Below are 3,089 nucleotides of genomic sequence, written 5' to 3'. Positions count from 1 at the left end.
TCGCAAGCTGTTGTTATTTCCTGAACTGCACGACCACGGCGTTCCCTTCGGTCGCCGGTACATCGATCGTCTCGAAGCTGAGGGAAAATTCCCGAGACGCGTTCCGATCGGCGCCAAGCGCGTGGGTTGGGTCACCGACGAGGTTGATGATTGGGTCAGTGCCGCGATTGCACGGCGCTAGTGCAATCTTGCGGCGCAGGCCCTGGCTGAGCGCGTCGCCTAGTCGCGGAAAAGGCGGCCCGCCACAGGCCGCCTCATCATCACCACTCATCAGGAATGTTCAGATGTACGATGACGATAGCGGCGCGGACAGCGGGACGCAAGTCGATACCAACGACCCATTTCTCGCCTTCGCGATCGAACTTGGTTTCAATCCGCGCAAGCCGCTCAAGAAGAGCGAGCGCCACATCGCTGCCGGCCTGCGCGTGTTGGCGCGATTGCGCGCGAAGGGTCACAAGCTGATCAACAGCCCGAACGGCGCGTGGCTCCTTGGCGATGGTGGCTGGCGCCAGCTCGACAAGAACTGGCTCGCCATGCAGATCGAGCTCACTTGCGTCACTCTCGGCTTCAACAGCAACACCAAGCTGATCACCGAGACCCGCTGTTGGCTCTTGCGTCAGCCGGAGCTGTGGCGGGATGGCGGGCCGCAGCAGCAGCCGGAGGCGCGGCCATGAACATGCTCGCGCAAATCCTGAAGCAGCAGCGTCAGGCAGCCGTCTACGTGGCCGTCGCGCTGGAGGTCATTCCGCTCGCCAAGAATGCGGATGATCTCCGGACTTGGTGGAACGAGGAGCAGCAGCACAGGGGCGAATATGGTCTCACCGAGGCTCAAGCTGGCATCCTGATCGGAGCCTGTAGGGAGCACGTCCGCAGACTCGGCGAAACGCGCGGTGTGCAGCCGTGAACGCGCACGCGCAAATCCTGAAGCCGAACATCGCGGCGATCACCGCGTTCTTGTACGCGCTGTTCGATCCGGCGTTCGTACATGCATTTCCTGATGCCTGGATCGAGATCGTCTGTATCTATCCGGACGGCCCGATCAAGTGGCGCTTCTTCTCGGCGCACAATGTGGAGCCGATCGTCCAGTACATCGTGAAGATGAACGAGCGCGGCCACAATTGCTACGTCGGCGCCGCCCTGCGTCACGGTGAGAAGCCGAAATCCGGGCGAGCGGGTAAGGCCCATTTTTGTGCTGCACGTTATTCCTGGGCCGACCTCGACCAGCCCGGCGACTACGAGCGTGCCGTCGAAATCTGCCGGCGTGAGGGACTCCTGCCCGGCGTCGTGGTGACAACCGGCACCATCCCGCACACTCGCGCTCAGGTGCATTTCCTGAACCGGGAGCCCCTCACCGAGCCCCAAGATGTCGAGGACGCCAACACCGCATTGTCTGAGCGCTTCGAGGGTGACGCAGTGCAGAACTGCGACCGCTTGGTGCGCGTCGGCGGTTCGATCAGCTTTCCCCCGGCGCACAAACAGGCGAAAGGCTATGTCCCCGAACTCACGACGGTGCAGATCAAGAACGATGCGCCTTCCTATTCGGTCGAGGCGTTGCGCGACTTGCAACCGGCGAAGCCGAAGTCGGCGGGCTCTGGCGCTCCCACCAACTCCGGCGTGGCGAGGCATGACTACCTCGATCTATTCGAACGCTATGCCGACGCGCAGATGCGGGAGGCTGGCCGCCTGACCGATGGCGACATGCAGGCCCTGCTTGAGAAGCACCAGAATGGCGGTGGGCAGGGCTGGCACAACGATTTGGTCGCCGTGACTTGGGAACTCCTCGTGCGCGGATATGAGCCGTTTGCCATTCAGATGGTCATCGGCAGCGCCTGCAAGAAGGGATTTGATGACCCCGACATCGGGAGGCTCGTCAATAAGAAGTGGGAGGAGTTCCAGGCGCAAAGGCGGGAGGCGGAGCGCAGCGAAGTCGAAGAACGCGTGGCAAAGGCCAAGGTGCCGAGCGCACTGGCGCTGGCCTACTACAACGAGCTGAGCGAGCTGCCGCCGAAGTTCTGGATCATGAAGTTCGTGCTGGCCCACGGCGAGACCTCGAATTGGTTCGGCCCGCCCGGCGTCGGCAAGTCGGTGCTGATGACCGATCTGGCATTCCATGTCGCATGGGGTTGCGATTGGCGCGGCTACCGCTCGAAGGAGCGCTGCGGCGTCGTCTACATCGCGCTGGAGCGCGGCGCGTTGGTCAAGCGTCGCCTGTCGGCCTATAAGCGCAAGTATGATGCACCCGATCTGCCGATTGCCGTCGCCTCCAACGTCATCGATCTGAAGAACAAGGGCTGCGTCAAGCTGATCGTCGACACGATCCGCGAGGCGGAAACCCGCTTCGACTGCAAGGTTGGTCTGATCGTCATCGACACGATCAGCAAAGGCATTGCCGCCGGCGGTGGCGACGAGGACAAGGCGAAGGACGTGAACGTCGTGCTCGCCAACCTGCGCCGCGTCGAGGAGTTGACGACCGTCCACATCGCTTGCGTCGGTCACACCGGCAAGGACGAGGAGCGTGGGCATCGCGGCTCCAACGCGAATCTGGGCGACGTTGACTTGATGGTCCAGATCAGCGGCGGCGAAGGCGCGGTCAAGACTGCCACCGTCATCAAGATCAACGACGGCATGGAAGGCCCGCTCACGCACTACAAGATCGAAAGCGCGCTGCTCGGCACCGACGAGGACGGCGACGCCATCACGACCGCCATCATTTCCGACGATGCCGCCGAGGCCGCCCAAGAAGCCAAGGTCAAGAAGGGGCTGAGCGGTACCCAACGCCGCGCCATGGAGCTGCTGACCCGCTGCATCAATGACAATGGGCGGCCGCCGCCGGCATCGCAGGAATTCCCCCGGAACGTCCGCGTCGTGGCGCTGGAGGAGTGGCACACCGCGTGTGAGCGCGGCGGGCTGTCATCGGCCGAGAAGAAGGAGGACCGCGATCGTGCTTTCCGGCGCGCCAAGGATGACCTGCAAACGTTCAATCGGACCGCCTGCCTCGATGGATTGGTCTGGCTGGTGCGCGATGATGGCTGAGCAGAGCGCGGACAGCGGACAAAAACGGACAATGTCCGGTCTTGTCTGCTTGTCCG

4 protein-coding genes are annotated in these 3,089 nt (G+C 62.9%); all 4 read left to right on the top strand.

Annotated features, from left to right (window positions below; all coding sequences use genetic code 11):
• Window positions 1-181: AlpA family phage regulatory protein (locus tag IVB50_RS16035; RefSeq protein WP_247296423.1), on the top strand; the 181-nt coding region annotated here is incomplete at its 5' end.
• Window positions 182-284: 103 nt separating this feature from the next.
• Window positions 285-674, top strand: coding sequence for a hypothetical protein (locus IVB50_RS16030; RefSeq protein WP_247296421.1), 390 nt, complete (start codon window positions 285-287; stop codon window positions 672-674).
• Window positions 671-904, top strand: coding sequence for a hypothetical protein (locus IVB50_RS16025; protein ID WP_247296418.1), 234 nt, complete (start codon window positions 671-673; stop codon window positions 902-904). The genes IVB50_RS16030 and IVB50_RS16025 overlap by 4 nt, the downstream gene beginning before the upstream one ends.
• A complete protein-coding gene (locus IVB50_RS42705; RefSeq protein ID WP_247296416.1) occupies window positions 901-3,033 on the top strand; it encodes an AAA family ATPase in 2,133 nt (710 codons plus the stop codon). Before IVB50_RS16025 ends, IVB50_RS42705 begins: the two co-directional genes overlap by 4 nt.
• Window positions 3,034-3,089 lie beyond the last annotated feature (56 nt).

It is taken from the genome of Bradyrhizobium sp. 87, from assembly GCF_023073015.1.
GTDB lineage: Bacteria > Pseudomonadota > Alphaproteobacteria > Rhizobiales > Xanthobacteraceae > Bradyrhizobium > Bradyrhizobium canariense_D.
The sequence above is the reverse complement of the archived record's forward strand: the minus strand, read 5'-3'. Positions and strand labels throughout refer to the sequence as shown.